The sequence below is a fragment of the Deinococcus arcticus genome, assembly GCF_003028415.1.
Taxonomy (GTDB): domain Bacteria; phylum Deinococcota; class Deinococci; order Deinococcales; family Deinococcaceae; genus Deinococcus; species Deinococcus arcticus.
Window position 1 is genome coordinate 56,245 of sequence record NZ_PYSV01000007.1, and the last position, 16,874, is coordinate 73,118.

Annotated in this window: 13 protein-coding genes and 1 tRNA gene; 8 read left to right on the forward strand and 6 right to left on the reverse strand. The window is 70.9% G+C overall.

The genetic code is table 11. The features are described from left to right. Nucleotides 1-35: 35 nt before the first annotated feature. Together C8263_RS08675 and C8263_RS08680 are read right to left on the reverse strand one after the other, a co-directional pair. A complete protein-coding gene (locus C8263_RS08675; protein ID WP_107137730.1) occupies nucleotides 36-908 on the reverse strand; it encodes an alpha/beta fold hydrolase in 873 nt (290 codons plus the stop codon). A 240-nt stretch (nucleotides 909-1,148) separates the two neighbouring features. After that, complete coding sequence (locus tag C8263_RS08680) at nucleotides 1,149-1,997, reverse strand: 1,4-dihydroxy-6-naphtoate synthase (RefSeq protein WP_107137731.1); 849 nt, start codon at nucleotides 1,995-1,997, stop codon at nucleotides 1,149-1,151. Between the two features lie 114 nt (nucleotides 1,998-2,111). Here C8263_RS08680 and C8263_RS19815 point away from each other — a divergent pair, with 114 nt between their 5' ends. The 3 genes from C8263_RS19815 (at nucleotide 2,112) to C8263_RS08695 (ending at nucleotide 4,266) form a co-directional block, all read left to right on the forward strand. Further along, on the forward strand, nucleotides 2,112-2,633 hold the full coding sequence (locus tag C8263_RS19815; RefSeq protein WP_107137732.1) for a DUF6174 domain-containing protein: 522 nt from the start codon (nucleotides 2,112-2,114) through the stop codon (nucleotides 2,631-2,633). Nucleotides 2,634-2,725: 92 nt separating this feature from the next. Continuing rightward, complete coding sequence (gene trxB, locus C8263_RS08690; protein ID WP_107137733.1) at nucleotides 2,726-3,694, forward strand: thioredoxin-disulfide reductase; 969 nt, start codon at nucleotides 2,726-2,728, stop codon at nucleotides 3,692-3,694. Nucleotides 3,695-3,750: 56 nt separating this feature from the next. Beyond that, on the forward strand, nucleotides 3,751-4,266 hold the full coding sequence (locus C8263_RS08695) for an HD domain-containing protein (RefSeq protein WP_107137734.1): 516 nt from the start codon (nucleotides 3,751-3,753) through the stop codon (nucleotides 4,264-4,266). 100 nt (nucleotides 4,267-4,366) lie between these two features. Here the strand turns inward: C8263_RS08695 and C8263_RS08700 are convergent, their stop codons facing one another. Next, nucleotides 4,367-4,846: an FKBP-type peptidyl-prolyl cis-trans isomerase gene (locus tag C8263_RS08700; RefSeq protein ID WP_107137735.1), complete on the reverse strand. Its 480-nt coding sequence runs from the start codon at nucleotides 4,844-4,846 to the stop codon at nucleotides 4,367-4,369. Nucleotides 4,847-4,956: 110 nt separating this feature from the next. After that, complete coding sequence (locus tag C8263_RS08705; protein ID WP_107137736.1) at nucleotides 4,957-6,057, reverse strand: CAP domain-containing protein; 1,101 nt, start codon at nucleotides 6,055-6,057, stop codon at nucleotides 4,957-4,959. A 58-nt stretch (nucleotides 6,058-6,115) separates the two neighbouring features. Between C8263_RS08705 and C8263_RS08710 the strand changes: the two genes are divergently transcribed. After that, nucleotides 6,116-7,303: a molybdopterin molybdotransferase MoeA gene (locus C8263_RS08710; RefSeq protein WP_107137737.1), complete on the forward strand. Its 1,188-nt coding sequence runs from the start codon at nucleotides 6,116-6,118 to the stop codon at nucleotides 7,301-7,303. A gap of 73 nt (nucleotides 7,304-7,376) precedes the next feature. Here C8263_RS08710 and C8263_RS08715 read toward each other — a convergent pair whose 3' ends face one another. Next, on the reverse strand, nucleotides 7,377-8,840 hold the full coding sequence (locus C8263_RS08715) for a glycoside hydrolase family 13 protein (RefSeq protein ID WP_107137738.1): 1,464 nt from the start codon (nucleotides 8,838-8,840) through the stop codon (nucleotides 7,377-7,379). 73 nt (nucleotides 8,841-8,913) lie between these two features. Beyond that, nucleotides 8,914-10,218, reverse strand: coding sequence for an HD domain-containing protein (locus C8263_RS08720; protein WP_107137739.1), 1,305 nt, complete (start codon nucleotides 10,216-10,218; stop codon nucleotides 8,914-8,916). A gap of 120 nt (nucleotides 10,219-10,338) precedes the next feature. Here C8263_RS08720 and C8263_RS08725 point away from each other — a divergent pair. The 4 genes from C8263_RS08725 (at nucleotide 10,339) to C8263_RS08740 (ending at nucleotide 16,640) form a co-directional block, all read left to right on the forward strand. Further along, nucleotides 10,339-10,413 (forward strand) — tRNA-Ala (locus tag C8263_RS08725). A gap of 216 nt (nucleotides 10,414-10,629) precedes the next feature. After that, entirely contained in the window at nucleotides 10,630-10,911 is a 282-nt protein-coding gene (locus C8263_RS08730) for a YiaA/YiaB family inner membrane protein (protein WP_107137740.1), read from the forward strand. An 87-nt stretch (nucleotides 10,912-10,998) separates the two neighbouring features. Next, entirely contained in the window at nucleotides 10,999-12,129 is a 1,131-nt protein-coding gene (locus C8263_RS08735; protein ID WP_107137741.1) for a PQQ-dependent sugar dehydrogenase, read from the forward strand. Between the two features lie 128 nt (nucleotides 12,130-12,257). Further along, on the forward strand, nucleotides 12,258-16,640 hold the full coding sequence (locus tag C8263_RS08740) for an SNF2-related protein (protein WP_107137742.1): 4,383 nt from the start codon (nucleotides 12,258-12,260) through the stop codon (nucleotides 16,638-16,640). Nucleotides 16,641-16,874: the final 234 nt, after the last annotated feature.

Here is a 16,874-nt window from a genome sequence, read left to right on the forward strand (position 1 = left end):
ACACTCCTGTTGGGGGAAGAGGGACGGGCGGGTCATCAGCGCAGGCTGGCCAGCCAGGCGCGCATGGCGGCGTTCACAGCCATGGCCTTTTCAAAGGTGGCCGCATGGCCCGCACCCGGAATCATGACCAGGCGGCTGTTCGCAATCTGGCCCTGCATCTTCAGCTGCAGCTCGGCGGGGGTCACGTTGTCTTCCACGCCCGCCAGAATCAGCGTGGGCACGCGAATGGTGCCCAGCACGGGGTTGGCGTCCGGGCGGTTGGCCAGGGCCATGGCCGCGCCCACCGCGCCGTCCAGGCTGGCCTGCTCAATCAGGCTGCCCAGGTGTGCCACCTGATTGGGCATCTTCATGCGGCTCTCGGCGGTCAGCATGCGGGGCATCAGCAGGTTGACGAGACTGGCCACGCCCTTCTCCTGGGCCTGCTGGCCCGTGCCCATCCACATGGCCTTCTCAGCCACGCCAGCGGGGTCGGCGGTGGTGTCAATCAGGACCAGACCTTTAAAGCGCTCAGGGGCCGTTTTGTACATCTGCAGCAGCGTCATACCGCCCATGCTCATGCCGCCCACCACGATGTTGTTCAGGTTCAGGGCGTCCATAAAGCCCAGCATGGTGGCGGCGTAGTTCTCGATGCTGGCCTCGCGGCCGGGGGCCCTGCTCTGGCCAAAGCCGGGCAGGTCCACGGTAATCACGCGGTAGCCGGGCAGCATTCGGTTGTTCTTGAACAGTTCGCCGTTCAGGGGGTAGCCGTGAATCAGCAGCAGGGGCTCGCCGCTGCCTGTGGCCTTGTAGAACACCGTCGAGCCGTTCACGTTCACGGTGCCCCGGTCAGCAATGGTCGGGTTCTCGGCGCCTCCGGCAAGAGCGGCGCTGCAAAGCATGGCCGTGAGGGTCAGAAGGGGGATACGCATAGACGACCTCGCAGATCACCCCCGGCGGAAGTTTCCAGCACAGCACACAGCTTCACCCCTGGGCACGGCGGCTGGGACGAACGCTGACAACTGAACTGGTAGCGGGGGGACTGAACTGAACGAGGTCAACTTAAGGGCCGCTCAGCCCGCCCAATTGGGCGGATGGGTACGATCTGAGCCGAGGTTCAGCGTGGGCTCAAGGGTAGCTGAAGGTGGACTTCAGGCGGTCTGGCCGCCGCTTCAGCCCACGAAGAGGGGCAGCGAACTGGTGCGGACAGCCCCTGCGGCCACCGCCCGGCGGTGCAGCTCCTGCACGGCCCGCTCACCCTCCTCACCCACGTCCAGGCTGAAGGCATTCACGTACAGGTCAATGTGCGCCTGCATCACCGCCTCGGACAGCTCGGCGGCGTGCTGGCGCACGTAGTCCCGCGAGGCCTGTGGGTGGGCATAAGCGTATTCCAGGCTGCGGCGCACAGCCGTCTGCAACTCGCGCTGCAACGCCCGGGGCAGGTCACGCCGCACCAGAATGGCGCCCAGCGGCAGCGGCAGCCCGGTTTCGCCCTCCCACCACGCCCCCAGGTCCAGCAACCGGTGCAGGCCGTGCTGCGGGTAGGTGAAGCGCGATTCGTGGATGATCAGTCCGGCGTCCACCGGCTGGCCCGCCAGTTCGCCCCGGGCCACCGCCGGCATGATCTCGTCGTAGCGGGCGCGCACCACCTGCACCCTGGGAAAGACCAGGCGCAGCAACAGCTCGGCCGTGGTCAGGGCGCCGGGGGAGAGCACCGTGCGGCCATTCAGGTTCTCCAGGTCGCCCCGCGTCACCACCAGCGGGCCCACGCCCCGCCCCAGGGCGCCGCCCGAACGCAGCGCCACGTAGCGGTCCATCACCTCGAAGTAGGCGCGGTAGCTGATCTTGGTCATGGGCAGGCGGCCTGCCACCGCCCACTCGTTCAGGGTCTGTACGTCTTCCAGCACCTCGCGCACCGGCAGCGGCGCGGGAACAAGCCCCGCATGCAGCGCGTGAAAGATAAAGGTGTCGTTCGGGCACAGCGAGTACCCCAGGTCGAGGAAGGGGGGCGGCGTGGTCATGGCGTTCAGGGTACGCCCCGCCGGGCAGGCCCCGGGTCCCAGAGGCGCTGTGAATGCCCCAGAGCTGAAGGCCAGCTTCAGACGGGACATTGCCGGGCCCGTTAGCCTGGGGCCATGTCTGCCCCCCTGCGCGCGGCCCTGCTGACCCTGACTGTCTGTGCCTCCCTGGCCGCGCCGCTGGCCCAGGCCGGGGGGGCCGGGGCGCCCCAGCCTGCGGTACCGGGCTGCCGACCCGGTTACGTGCGCCCCGACTTTGCGGCCCTGAACCGCCAGCTGGCCCAGGCCCGCGCCCGCTGGGCCGCCCAGGGCCTGACCCGGTACCGCTACGAGATCCGGCAGGTGGCCGCGCCGGTGCTGCTGCCCGCCACACAGGTGACGGTAAAGGACGGCGCCGTGCTGGCCGCCCCCGTGCAGCCGGGGCCGGTCAATACGCTGGCCCGGCTGACCGTGGAGGGACGCTTCGCCAGCCTGGCGCAGACGCTGCAATATCAGGCCACCACCCCCTGCCCCGAGGTGCAGGTGCGCTACGATGCGGCGCTGGGCTTTCCGGTGTACCTGTACAGCGGCCGGGGCGACAACGGCATAGCCGACGGCTACGGCGAGTGGACGGTCTCGGCGTTCACCCCCCTGCCCTGAGTGGCCCCGCATTCAAAGACTCTGAAGTGCTTTAGAAAATAAACTGTGCATGGCTGACCATCCCGAATCGTGGCCGGTGGTACGCTTCAGCCATGACGGGCAACACCCACACCTATGACGTGGTGATCGTCGGCGGCGGCCCCGCCGGCCTGACCGCTGCGATTTACACTGGCCGCGCCAGCCTGAAGACCCTCATTCTGGAAAAGGGCCTGCCCGGCGGCCAGATCGCCCAGACAGAAGAGGTGGAGAATTACCCTGGCTTTCCCGAACCCATCAGCGGCATGGAACTGGCAGGCCGCATGCAGCAGCAGGCCGAGAAGTTTGGTGGCGTGATCGAGATGGACGAGGTGCAGGCCATCGTGCGCGACGAGCAGAATCACGAGTATCCCTTCACGGTCACGGGCTACGGCGGCACCTACCGCGCCAAGGCCGTGATTCTGGCCACCGGCGCCAACCCCAAGCGCCTGAACGTGCCCGGCGAGGAGCACTTCTGGGGCAAGGGCGTCTCGACCTGCGCCACCTGTGACGGCTTCTTTTACCGGGGCAAGAAGGTGGTCGTGGTGGGCGGCGGCGACGCGGCCGTGGAAGAGGGCCTGTTCCTGACCAAGTTTGCCGACGAGGTGACCCTGATTCACCGCCGTGACACCCTGCGTGCCAACAAGGTGGCCCAGGCCCGCGCCTTTGCCAACCCCAAGATGAAGTTCATCTGGGACACGGCTGTGGAGGAAATTCAGGGCGATGACACCGTGACGGGTGTGCGCCTGAAGAACCTGAAGACCGGCGAGGTGCAGGACAGGGCCACCGACGGCGTGTTCATCTTCATCGGGCATGTGCCGAACACCGAATTTGTCAAAGACACCGTCAAGCTGCGCCCTGACGGTTACGTGGACGTGACCGACGAGATTTACACCAGCGTGCCCCTGCTGTTCGCGGCCGGCGACGTGAGTGATTACATCTACCGCCAGTTGGGCACCAGTGTAGGCGCCGGCACCCGCGCCGCCATGAGCGCCGAGCGCGCCCTGGCCGCCCTGGAAGTGGAAGCCGAGACGGCGGCGGATTGACCCCCGTCCCTGGGCCCGCCCGCGCCCTGCGGGCGGGCGGGCTTTATGCTCTGGGTATGCCCCACCGCACCCTGAGCGCCCGCATTCGCCGCAAGGTGAACGGTTACCGCGCCAAGGCCAGCCGGCTGTGGCGCTCCATGAGCCCCGACGACGCCCAGCCTGACGATGCCTGGGCCGCGCGCTTCCTGACCGAGGCCGAGGCGCACGTGTACCGCAGCATGGACCCCCGTGACCGCGACCACGCCTGCCGCGTGGCCCGGCACCTGCTGCGCGAGCACCCGGGCGCCCAGAGCGAACTGCTGGCGGCGGCCCTGCTGCACGACTGCGGCAAGAGCCTGCGCCCTTACGCCCTGTGGGAGCGGGTGGCCGTGGGCCTCATTCCCAACCGCCTGACCCGCCTGCTGCCGCCCCTGGGCGCCCTGGGCATCCGCGCGCACCACCCCGAACTGGGCGCCCGCCTGCTGGCCCACGCCGGCGCGCGCCCCCGCGTGGCCCGTCTGGTGGCCCGTCATCACCATCCCGGCGGTGACCCGGAAGCCGAGCTGCTGCACCTGTACGACGATCAGGAATAGAGGGGCCATGGGCGCTGGGCCATGCGGAACCCCAATGCTCATGGCCCATGGCCAACAGCGCGCCCCCACCACAACTGGGTGGGGGCGCGCTGTTGGGCCTTTACTCGTGGTTGTGGTCGCCGTCGGCGTGGGCGTGACCGTGTTCCAGCTCCTCGGCGGTCGCGTCGCGCACGCTGAGCACCTTCACGTCAAAGTTCAGGGTCATGCCGGCCAGGGGGGGGTTAAAGTCCACCTGCACGCGGTCGCCTTCCACCGCCATCACGCTGAAGGGCATCACGCTGCCGTCCTCGGCCTGGGCGTAGTAGGTGGCGCCGATTTCCACGTCGTCCTCGAAGTCTTCCAGCGACAGTTCCTCGACGTTGTCCTCGTCGCGCTCGCCGTAGCCGTCTTCGGGGGCCACGGTGACCTGCAGGCTCTCGCCCGCTGCCTTGCCTTCCAGGGCGCGTTCCAGGCCCGGAATGATGTTGCTGTGGCCGTGCAGGTAGGTCAGCGGCTCGCCGCTTTCGCTCTGGTCAATCACTTCGCCGTCCACAGTCAGCGTGTAGTCGAGTTCGACAACCTTGTCCTGGGTGATGTTCATGGGGTCTCCGTTCCCCGGCCGTCCAGGGAGGGGGGCGGCCGGGTGGGCGCTGGCGCCTGAGCGGAGTCTACCAGGGGGTAGGCGCTGCCGGGCGTGCGGGGGCCGGCCGCTCAGCGCACCCGGAAAGTCCAGCTCACCGGACCGCGCACCGTGTTGAACTGCACCTTCACCCGCGCGCCCGGGGGCAGCGGCGCGCGGGGCAGCAGCACCGCCGTGCCCTGCGCCGCCAGAATCTGCCGCCCGGCGCGGGTTTCGCCGTCGCTTGCGCCCCGGAAGGTCTGCGCGGTCAGCAGGCAGGCGGGCTGTGGGCGGGCATTCACCCACAGCCCGGCCGAGCGCACCGCTGCCCCCCCCGGGCCCAGCAGCAGCGCCACCGGAGCGCCGGGGGCGCCGCTCAGCTCCGCGCAGCCGGCGGTGGGGTCGGGCCACTCGCCGGCGGCGGCCCGGCCGCCGGGCGCCGTTGCCCCGGGGGCCGGATACCGCACCGGGTAGCGCCCGGCCGCCCGGCCCAGCCCACGGCGCACGTCCAGCACCACCGCCGTGCGCAGGGCGCCGCCCTGGTCGTGGGCCACGCCCAGCGCCACGCGGTTCAGGCGGGGGTCCAGCAACTGCGGCAGATGAAAGGCCCCGCTGGCCCAGTAGCTCACGGCCCGGCCCGCCCCAGAATCCGGCTGCGAGGACACGAAGTAGTGCCCCGGCGCACAGGCCTCGCCCGCTGCGCTGCGGTAGGGGCTTTTGGGGTCCTGGCGGTGCTCGGCACGGTCCTCGCGCACGAGGTAGCGGGCGTGGGCGGCGCAGCCGGGCGCCCACGCGGCCTGCAGCGTCACTGGAGCCGTGCCCGCGCGGCGGCGCACGGCGTTCAGGGGTGCCAGGGCAGCCGGGCTGGAGGCCGTGGGACTGGCTGCCGGGGCCTCCGCCGCCCCGGACGGAGCAGGGGGCGTCAGAAGGGGCCGGGGCGCCTGTGGAGCTTGCACAGCAGCCGTGGCCTGCGGGCTGCTTGGGGAAACAGTTGTTAATGACGCCGGTTGTGGTGGTTGATCGGCTGGCCCCGCTGCACCTGCCTGGGTCGGGGCCGGCTGGGTTGCCTGCACAGCCTCGTCCTGGCCTGGCCCCCAGCCTGCCTGCCGCAGCCCCCACAGGCCCAGGGCAAACAGCCCCAGGGTCCAGGCCAGCGCCCACAGCGCCCGACGCACCCACCACCACGCGCCCATGCCTCAGGGTAGGCGGCGCGGGCCCGCGCCGGGTGCGCCGCGCGCCTATGCTGCCTTCATGACCCGGCCCGACTTCCCCATGCACGTCACTGTTCAGGAGGCCCGCGCCCATCTGGCGGTCCTTTTGCCTGTGCCTCCGCCCGAAACGCTGCCGCTGTTGCAGGCGCACGGCCGCACCCTGGCTGCCGACCTGCCCGCTCTGGTCAGCCACCCCAGCGCCACCGAGAGCGCCCTGGACGGCATCGCCGCCCGTGAGGCCGACACGCAGGACGCCTGCCCGGCGGCGCCCGTGTGGCTGCGGGTGGTGGGTGAGAGCCGCGCCGGCCTTCCCTTCGTGGGCGTGGTGGGCCCCGGCGAGTGCGTGCGCATCTACACGGGCGCGCCCCTGCCCCCCGGCACCGACGCCATCTGCCCGGTGGAACAGCTGAGCGGCGAGGGCGACCGGGTGGCCCTGCGGCGCCCCGCCCGCCCCGGTGACGTGCGCGCCGAGGGCGGGGATTTCCTCGCCGGGGCAGTGGTGCTGCGCGCCGGCGTGCTCCTGACCCCGGCGCGGCTGGCCCTGGCTGCCGCGCTGGGCCATGCCCAGGTTCCTGTGCGCCGGCGGCGGCGGGTGGCGCTGCTGGCCACCGGCGACGAGGTGGTGCCCCCGGGCCAGCCCCTGCGCCCGGGGCAGGTGTACGACGCCAACTCCGTGGGCCTGCACGCCCTGCTGGCCGAGTGCGGCTGCGAGGTGGTGCCCCTGGGCCACGCCCCCGACTCCCCGGAGGCCCTGGCGGCCAGCCTGGAACAGGCCGGGGGCGCCGACCTGCTGCTGAGCAGCGGCGGAGTGAGCATGGGCAAATACGACTTTCTGCGCGACCTGCTGCTGGCACGCGGCGAGGTGAGTTTCTGGAAGGTGCGCATGCGCCCCGGCGGCCCCGCCCTGCTGGGCCGCTGGAACGGCCTGCCGGTGTTTGGCCTGCCCGGCAACCCGGTCAGCAGCCTCGTGGTGTTCGGGGTGATTGTGCGCCCGGTCCTGACCGGGCAGGCGCCGCCGACCCTGCGCCTGCGCGCCGCCACGCCCTTTGCCGCCCTGCCGGACAAAACGGCCTTCTGGCGCGCGATTCTTCAGGACGGCGCCGCGCACGACTACGGCGCCCAGGGCAGCGGCATCCTGCGCTCCCTCAGCGAGGCCCAGGCCCTGGTGGTGGTGCCCCAGGGGCAGCCAGTGGCGGCGGGGGAAGAGGTGGAGGTGCTGCTTTTGTAGTGTGCAGGGCGCGGGGCGCGGGAGGCAGGGTCGGGTTTCTTTCCGCGTACTGCTTCCCGCGCCCCGCCTCGGGTTAAGCCGGCACCAGCACCAGTCCACCCCGCGCGGGCACGCCCAGGGGCGTGTCGCCGGTCAGGTGAACAGCCCGGCCGGTCAGCACGTCGCGGTAGGCCCCGGGCTGAACGCCGGTAAAGGGCAGGTGCGCCGCCCTCAGGCCCGTGTTCAGGCCCACGTAGGCGTCGCCGCGTTCGTGGCGCCGGGCGTACACCAGGCCTTCCCCCTGCGCGTGGGTGACTTCAAAGGTGCCGCGTCCCAGGGCGGGGGTGGCGTGGCGGGCAGCGGTCAGGCGGCGGGTCAGGGCCAGCGTGTCCATGTTCCATTCGCGCTCGTCCCAGGGAAAGGCGCGGCGGCAGTCGGGGTCGGGGCCGCCGGGCAGGCCGATCTCGTCGCCGTAATAGATGCAGGGCGCGCCCACATAGGTCATCTGGAAGATGGTGGCAAGGTGGTACGCGCTGGCGTCGCCGCCCACGGCGGTCAGAAAGCGCGCGGTGTCGTGCGAGTCCAGCAGGTTCAGCTGCACGCGCACCACGTCCGGGTGGTACATCTGCGTCACTTCAGTCATGCGCGCGCCGAACGTGGCGGCGTCCATGGGGTCCACGCGCCCGGTGCCGCTGCGCTCGTTCATGGGGTGGTCCAGCGTGCGGGCCCCGAAAAAGGCCAGGCAGGGCCGGGTGAAGTGGTAGTTCATCACGGCGTCAAACTGGTCGCCCGCCAGCCAGCGGTGCGCGTCGCCCCAGATTTCTCCCACGATGTAGGCCTCGGGGTTGATCGCCTTGACGCGGCGGCGGAACTCCTGCCAGAAGGCGTCGTCGTCAATCTCGTTGGGCACGTCCAGGCGCCAGCCGTCTATGCCAAAGCGAATCCAGTGTTCGGCCACGTCCCACAGAAATTCGCGTACGGCCGGGGTGTCGGTGTTGAACTTGGGCAGTGCGCGGTTGCCCCACCACGCCGCGTAGTGGGCGGGCTTGCTCTCATCGTAGGCGTTCAGCGGCCAGCCCGATGGGTGAAACCAGTCGCGGTAGGCGCTGCCCTCGCCCTGTTCCAGCAGGTCACTGAACTGAAAAAAGCCCCGGCTGGCGTGGTTAAACACACCGTCCAGCACCACGCGGATGCCCCGGGCGTGCGCCTCATCAATGAGAAAGCGCAGCGCCGCGTTCCCGCCCAGCATGGGGTCCACCTGGTAATAGTCGTGCGTGTGGTAGCGGTGGTTGGCCGCCGACTGAAACACCGGGCAGAAATAGATGGCGTTCACGCCCAGCGAGGCGATGTGGTCCAGCTTCTCGGCCACGCCCCACAGGTCGCCCCCCATGTATTTCTGAAAATGGGGCGGGGCGCCCCAGGGCTGCAGGTTCAGGCCCCCGACGCGGCCAGAGCGGGCGAAGCGGTCAGGGAAAATCTGATAGAACACCGCGTCTGTCACCCACTCGGGCGTGATGGGATGCGGGGCGAGATGCTGGTCAGGGTGGAGCGCTTCCATGTCCGGGAGAGGATAGCGGCCCCAGGCTCTCGCGCCTCTGACAGGGGAAACAAAAACTGGACAGGGCCGGGCTTCAGCCGGGCGGGTCCTGGGCCCAGCGCCGCACGAAGGCCCGCGCTTCGTCCGGGGTGCGCACCTCGCCCAGGGCGGCGGCCTCGGCCAGGGCGCGGGCGGCCTGCCCCACGCGGGGGCCGGGCGGCGTGCCCAGCAGCGCCATGATGTCCTCGCCGCGCAGCAGGGGCGGCGGCGCGCTGGGCTGGTCTTCAAGCGCCGCAAGCACCCGGGCCATCGCCTGGGCGTAGGCGTGGCGGCTGGCCCCAGAACTCGCCGGGCCCCGCGCGGCTTCCCGGTCGGCCAGCATCACACTCAGCAGCGCCGGCAGCAGCTCGCGGCGGCGGTGGACAAAGCGCCGGGCCTCGCGCTCGGTGGCCGGCAGCGGCACCATATGCGCCCCCACCAGCGCCGAGGCGCGGCGGATGTCGTCGCCAGGCAGTTTCAGCCGGGTCAGGATCTGCGTGGTCAGGGCCGCGCCCACCTTGTCATGGCCGTGAAAGGACTGGCGCCCGGTCTGGGGATCACGCGCGTGGGTGCGCGGCTTGCCCACGTCGTGCAGCAGGGCGGCCCAGCGCAGGGGCAGTGGCGCGTGGGGTTCCCGGGCCAGCAGCTGGTGCAGGGCTTCGAGGTTGTGGTGAAACACATCCAGGTGGTGAAAGCCGCCCTGGATCAGGCCCAGTCCCTCGCGCAGCTCCGGGAGGGTCAGGGCCAGCAGGCCCAGCGCTTCGAGGCGCAGCAGGCCGCGCGCCGCCTCCGGGTGGCCCAGCAGGGCGTGCAGTTCGTCGCGCACCCGTTCCGGGGCCGGCGGGGGCAGGGCGCCGCCCGCCAGACCGGCCGCCACCTCGCGCACCCCCGTTTCGGTGGCGGCCTCCAGCCGGAAGCCCAGCGTGACCTCAAAGCGCGCCGCGCGCCACGCCCGCAGGGGATCGGCGCGCAGGTTCTCCGGGGCCACCATGCGCAGCCGCCGCGCCCGCAGATCCCCCAGGCCGCCGGTGGGGTCCAGCACCCGCCCATTCGCGTCTATCCCCATGGCATTGACCGTGAAATCGCGCCGCTGCAGATCGGCGTTCAGGTCGGCGGGCAGTGGCACCAGGTCATGCTGCACGCCGTCCGGGGCATGCACCCGCCAGTAGCCGCGTTCGTCGTCCAGCACAAAGGCCGCGCCCCTGGTGGCCCCGGCCAGGGCCAGCGCCGCCGCCCTGGGGTCCGGCACCGCCCAGTCGTAGTCCTTGGCGGCCACCCCGCGCAGCCAGTCGCGCGCCGCGCCGCCCACCAGCAGCGCGCCGGGCGGGAAGGGCGGCAGGGGAGGGCGGCGGCGAAACATGCGCGCATGCTACGCGCCCCTGCCCCGGGGTGGCCATCCGCCATCTGGCGAGCGCCGCCGGCCGGGTAAGGGGCCACGCTTGCCAAGCCGGAAAGGCTCTGCTACAGTGCCGGGCGCTGAGGGGGCTTAGCTCAGCGGGAGAGCATCCGCTTTGCAAGCGGAGGGTCTGGGGTTCGAATCCCCAAGCCTCCACCAAGAAGGGAACACGGTTGATGCCGTGTTCCCTTTTTTCTGGTTTGGCACAGGATTGGCACAGGGGCCGTGCCTGCGCGCCCGCCTCCCGCGCCCCCCGTCATCCTCCGAAGGTTTACGCCCCTGCCGGCTGCACCCTGTTCACATTGGGCAGCGCGGCGCGGCGGGCCCTTTTACACTGCGGGTCAGCCTGTTCAGCGCCCCCAAGGAGGCCCGCCCATGACCCAGTACGTGAACCCCGATCTGCAGGGCGATTCGCCCGCGTGGCTCAGCTTTATCTGGATTGCCTTTCTGGCCAGCCTCAGCCTGCTGCTGCTGGGCATCTACTTCATTCCGGTGAACTGGTGGATCAAGGGCTACCTGTACATGGGCACCCTGTTCCTGACCGCCAGCACCCTCACCCTCAGCAAGAGCCTGCGCGACAAACACGAGCACGAGCGGCTGGTCAACCGGGTCAAACACGCCCGCACCGAGCAGGTGCTCAGCAAGTACGAGAGTTGAGGGCAGTCCTGGGGCTGGTCCTGCGTCCCTAAGCCCGCCCTGAGCACCGGACCATCCCGGCCTCACCAGGCGCTGGTGTGATGGGGCATGACGCCCCACATCTGCGCCGCCCTGCTGACCCTGGCCCTGACGGGCACCGCCTGCACCCAGTTGGGAGCCGGGCCCAGCCCCGCCCCGGGTACCCCGCCGGACACCAGTGGTTTCACGGTGCCGGCGGGCTTCAGCGTGACCCCCTACGCCGAGGGGTTCAGAAAGCCGCGCCTGATGGCGGTGGCGGGCAACGGGGACGTGCTGCTCAGCGACACCGGGGCGGGCACCGTGTACGTGCTGCCCGACCGCAACGGTGACGGCGCCGCCGACCGTAAGGAGGTTTACGCCAGCGGCCTGAACCAGCCGCACGGGCTGGCACTGCACGGCGGCTTTCTGTACGTGGCGAACACCGACGGCGTGGTGCGCTTTCCCTATGCGGCGGGTGACGTGAAGGCCAGCGGGCCCGCGCAGCCGGTGGTGTCGCTGCCTGGGGGCGGCGGACACTCCACCCGCACGGTGGTGTTTGGCCCGGACGGGCGCATGTACGTCTCGGTGGGCAGCACCTGCAATGTCTGCGAGGAAACCGATGCCCGGCGCGCGGCGGTCTGGGTGTACGACGCGGACGGCAGCAATGGCCGCCTGTTCGCCAGCGGCCTGCGCAACGCGGTGGGCCTGGAGTGGTTTGGCGGGCAACTGTATGCCACCAACAACGGCCGAGACCAGCTGGGCGACGACATTCCACCCGAAGCCTTCTGGCGCCTGAGCGACGGCGGCTTTTACGGCTGGCCCTACTGCTACCCCACCCAGCCCGGGCAGCCACAGGTGTGGGACAGCAATTTTGGCAAGCGCACGGCCGCGACCTGCACGGGCGCCGTGCCGGCCCTGGCGCTCACCACTGCGCACTCGGCGCCGCTGGGGCTGGCGTTCTACACCGGCAAGACCTTCCCGGCGCGCTACCAGGGGCAGATGTTCGTGGCCCTGCACGGCAGCTGGAACCGCACGGAAAAGAGCGGCTACAAGGTCATCACCGTGGATCCCCAGACGGGCCAGAGCGCCGATTTCCTGACCGGTTTCCTGAAGGGCGGCGCGGTGAGCGGGCGCCCGGTGGACCTCGCCGTGACCCCGGACGGCGCCCTGCTGCTCACCGACGACGGTGCCGGCCGGGTGTGGCGCATCCAGGCCCGCTGAGCCCTGCCCCAGACCCCACAGCTCTTTTTGCCCAGGCGCGCTAGACTCGGGGGCGTGTTTGTTCCCGCCGCACCGCCGCTCCTCGCTTCTGTGCCGGGACGGGCCGCCCCCCGGGGCCCTGGCGCCGCATGAAGCTCAGCCGACTGCCCCCCGGTTTTGCGCTGGACACCGCCGCGCAGGGCCTGGCGCTGCGTGAGGAAGCGGTGCGGGACACCGAGCGCTGCTGGACCGATCTGGGCTGGCACGCCGAGGCCAATGTGCATGACGACGGCGCCGTGTACCGCGCGACCGTGGACCTGCTGCCGCCCCCGGACCCGCAGCTGCGCGGCTCCAGCTGCACCTGCGGGCGCTACCGCTGCCGCCATGTGGCCGCGCTGGTGCTGGCCACCGACCCCCCGCCCGGCCCGCGCCCGGCGCCCCGGGAGCTGCCGGCCGACGCCCCGCCTACCGAGGAACCGCTGGACGCGCGCACCCAGCAGTGGCTGGCCGCCTTTGGTGAACAGCAGAGCCCCGGCCGGGGCCGGCAGTTTGAACTGCGCTACGTGCTGCGCCTGCTGCCCCCGGCCACAGCGGGAGGTGGGGGGCGGCGCGTAGCCCTGAAGCTGGTGCGCCTACCCCTGCGCGCCGGCGAGGGCGCCGACCTGCGCGGAGCCGAGCCCTACGCCCTGCCGCGTACGCTGTCCACCGCCCCGGCCTTTGCGCGGCGCGACGCCGGACTGCTGCGTTTGCTGGAGGTGGCGGCCACCCCCACCCACCAGCCCGGCCGCTGGCAGGAAGAGCTGCACGCCCTGAACGACCACCCCGCCGCTGACCTGCTGCTGGACGAACTACTGGCCACTGGCCGCCTGTGCTGGGAGCGCCCCGAACTCCTGCTGACCCGGGGCCCGGACCTGCGCGGCCAACTGGCGTGGTTGCCCGACGCCCGGGGCGCCCAGACGCCCACCCTGCATGTGGACGATCACCCGGACGCCCAAGTGCTGCCCACGCCCCGGCCCTGGGCCGCGCTGCCGGCCGCCGGTCAGCTGTGCCGCGTGCTGACCGGCGCCCCGCCCGAGACGGTGGCCCGCTTTCTGGCGGGGCCCACCCTGCCGCCCGCCCAGGCGGTGGCCCTGGCCCACGCCATCACGGCCTCCGGCCTGAGGTTGCCCATTCCGCAGACGGTGCAGGTGCGCGAGGAACGCCTGCCGTACACGCCGCAGCTGCACCTGCTGGCCCGGCCCGCCACCTTCCACGCCTACAGCGGCGCCCGCACCGCCGTGACCCTGCCGGTGGCCGAACTGCGCCACGCCTACGCAGGCCTGACGGTCCCTGACCTGCAGGACAGCGCGGGCCCGGCGGTGTTCCGGGGTGGTGTACTGACCCGCGTGAGCCGCGACCCGGCGGCCGAGCGCGACGCGGCGCGCACCGTGGCCCTGGCCGGCTTCATGACGGTAGAAGAGGCGTTCGGGCACGACTACGCCCTGCCGGAGGCTGACCGCCTGCTCACCCTGGGCGACGAGGCCGCCTGGATGGCCTTTTTGCAGGGTGGGGGCCGCGCCGAACTGGAAGCGCAGGGCCTGAGCCTTCACCTGCACCCCGATTTCCCCCTGAACTACGCCGAGATCACCGACTGGTACGGCGAGGCCGACGACAGCCACGGCGGCTGGTTCACGCTGGACCTGGGGATTGTGGTGGACGGGCAGCGCCTGTCGCTGCTGCCCATTCTGGCCGACCTGATTGCCCGGCAGCCCCACCTGTTTGCCCCCGAGGCCCTGGCCGAACTGCCGGACGATGAGGTGCTGCACGCGTCACTGGATGATGGCCGCCGCGTGGCCCTGCCGGCCGGGCGGGTGCGCGCCATTCTGGGCGTGCTGGTCGAGTTGAACCTGCGCGACCTGCCGCCGGGGCCGCTGCGCCTGCCCCTGCTGGACGCCGCCCGGCTGGCGCAGCTGGAAGAGGCGGTGCAGGCCCGCTGGCTGGGCGCCGAGCGCCTGCTGGACCTGGGCCGCCGCCTGCGCGACTTTACCGGCGTGCAGGAGATTGAGCCGCCTGCGGGCCTGCGGGCCGAACTGCGCCCCTACCAGCTTCAGGGCGTGGCGTGGCTGCAGTTCCTGCGTGAATACGGCGTGGGCGGCATTCTGGCCGACGACATGGGGCTGGGCAAGGCCCAGCCGCTGGACGCCCGCGTTCTAACGCCTCTGGGCTGGCGCCGAATGGGCGAGCTGCAAGTGGGCGACCACGTTATCGGCCGCGACGGCCGCCCCACACGCGTGATTGGCGTTTATCCGCAGGGAGAGCGCCCTATCTACCGCGTCACCCTCACTGACGGCGCCAGCACGGAGGTTGACGAGGAGCATCTGTGGGCCGTCAATACGCCTGTTCGCAAGCGGCGCGGCCTGCCGGAACAGGTGCTGACCACCGCCCAGATTCGGGATTCGCTGACCGACGCAGCCGGGAATCTGAAGCACTACCTCCCGGTGGTAGAGGCCGTACAGTTCGCCCCGCAGCCCCTGCCCATTGACCCCTACACCCTTGGGGCTCTCCTGGGCGACGGCCACCTCACGCGTGGGCTGGGGATCACCTCCGAGGACGAACTGGTCGGGGCCCTGACGCTGCCAACAGGTGTGGAAGCCCGGCACGCTGAGCGCCTGACGGAGCGGGTGAGTACCTACCGGCTGGTGAGCGGTGGACGCCTCACACCCAACCCGCTGAGAGACGAGTTGAAAGCCCTGGGCCTGCATGGTTGTAACGACTGCGCCAAGTTCATCCCGGAATCGTATCTGCGCGGCAGTCCCGATCAGCGGCTGGCCGCCCTGCAAGGCCTGCTGGACACGGACGGCCATGCAGGCGTGGTCGTCGAGTACGTCAGCGTCTCCGAGGCGTTGGCGCGCGGCGTGGTGGAACTCGTGCAGTCGCTGGGAGGCACGGCCCGCATTCGGCAGAAGGCGACCACCCACGTTTATGGGGGCGAACGCCGAACAGGCGAGGCCTGGCGGGTCGCCCTGAAGCTGCCCCCGCACCTTGACCCGTTCCGGTTGCCGGCCAAACTGGCGGCCTACCGCCGCTCCAGCAAGTCCCCGCCCAGCCGGGGCATGCGGCGCATTGAATATGTGGGCCGGAAAGAGGCCCAGTGCATTGCCGTGGCTGCTGCCGACCGGCTCTATGTCACAGAAGGCTACATCGTCACGCACAACACGGTGCAAACGCTGGCCCACCTCCTCATCGAGAAAGAATCGGGCCGCGCCGACCGGCCCAGCCTGGTCGTGGCGCCCACCAGCGTGATGGGCAACTGGCAGGCCGAGGCCGCCAGGTTTGCGCCGGGGCTGCGGCTGCTGACCCTGCATGGCAAGGACCGCCGCGCCCTGTTTGGCCAGATTCCGGCGCACGATCTGGTGCTCACCACCTACCCGCTGCTGCCCCGCGACATCACCGAGCTGGGGGCTCACGAGTACCACCTGGTCATTCTGGATGAGGCGCAGAACATCAAGAACACGCGCACGGCGGCGGCCAAGGCGGCGGGCAGCCTCTCGGCCCGGCACCGGCTGGCCCTGACCGGCACCCCGCTGGAAAACCACCTGGGCGAGCTGTGGTCACAGTTCAACTTCCTGGCGCCGGGCCTGCTGCACGATGAAAAGACCTTCCGCGAGCTGTACCGCACGCCTATTGAAAAGCGGGGCGAGGCCAGCCGCCGCGCGGCCCTGGCGGCGCGGGTGCGCCCCTTTATCCTGCGGCGCGAGAAGCGCGACGTGGCGCGCGAGTTGCCCCCCAAGACCGAGATTCCGGTGCGCGTGACCCTGGACGGCGATCAGCGTGATCTGTACGAAACTGTGCGCGTGACCACCGAGGCCCGGGTGCGCGAGGAATTGCGGGCGCGCGGGCTCTCGCGCAGCACCATTGCCATCCTGGACGCGCTGCTCAAGCTGCGTCAGGCGGCCACCGATCCCCGGCTGGTGAAGCTGGACGCGGCGCGCGGGGTGCAGGGCAACGCGAAACTCGAGTGGCTGCACACCCACCTGCCCCAGATGGTGGAAGAGGGCCGCCGCGTGCTGATCTTCAGCGGCTTTGCCACCTTGCTGCGCCACCTGGAAGGCTGGCTGCGCGAGGAAGGGCTGCCGTATTCCATGATCACCGGCAGCACCCAGGACCGCCAGCGCCAGATTGACGCCTTTCAGAGTGGGCAGACGCATGTGTTCCTGATTACCCTGAAAGCCGGGGGCGTGGGCCTGAACCTCACGGCAGCCGACACGGTCATCCACTACGACCCCTGGTGGAACCCCGCCGCCGAGGACCAGGCCACCGACCGCGCCTACCGCATTGGTCAGGACAAGCCGGTGTTCGTGTACAAGCTGATTGCGGCCGGCAGCGTGGAGGAGCGCATTCTGGACCTGCAGGCCCGCAAGGCCAGCCTGGCGCGCGGCGTGCTGGACGGCGGCCTGAGCGACGCCACGCAGCTGACCTCGGCGGACCTGGACCGGCTGTTCGCCCCGCTGGAAGACCTGGAGTTGGATGGGGGGGTGCTGGAGCAGGGCTAAGCGGAGAGGCAGGCACAGTGGAACGCTTCTCTGGCCCAACACTGAAGCGCCCACCGTTGCGGCCTCAACCCGCGCCCCGTGGCCGCCCCGCACTGTGTAGACAGCCGCCGGCGCCTGGGGCGCCTTTGGCCGGCCCTGGCGCGCTATCCTGGGCCCCATGACCGCAACCGGCCTGTGGTGGTGGCCCAGGTTCACCTGGGACTGACTGCTGTTGCCGTTTCAAGCCGCGCCCAG